1 protein-coding gene is annotated in these 241 nt (G+C 65.6%); it reads left to right on the top strand.

Annotation, left to right across the window (positions count from 1 at the left end; translation table 11 throughout):
• A partial coding sequence (locus tag PSEWESI4_RS24915) for a thiamine pyrophosphate-dependent enzyme (protein WP_235979014.1) occupies positions 1-241 on the top strand: 241 nt, incomplete at both ends.

Raw genomic sequence — 241 nt, 5'->3', positions numbered from 1 at the left:
CGGCTTCGAGATCGACTACTGCGTGCAGTTGTCGTTCGACAACGTCAACGCGCCGGAGCTCGGCGGCTATGGCGTCGACCACGTCGCGGTGGTCGAGGGCCTTGGTTGCAAGGCGATCCGCGTGTTCGACCCGAACGAGCTACAGAGCGCCTTCGCCCAGGCCCGCGAGCTGATGCAGCAGCACCGCGTGCCGGTGGTGGTCGAGGTGATCCTCGAACGGGTCACCAACATCTCCATGGGC

This window comes from Zestomonas carbonaria, from assembly GCF_904061905.1.
Lineage (GTDB): Bacteria > Pseudomonadota > Gammaproteobacteria > Pseudomonadales > Pseudomonadaceae > Aquipseudomonas > Aquipseudomonas carbonaria.
The sequence above is the reverse complement of the archived record's forward strand: the minus strand, read 5'-3'. Positions and strand labels throughout refer to the sequence as shown.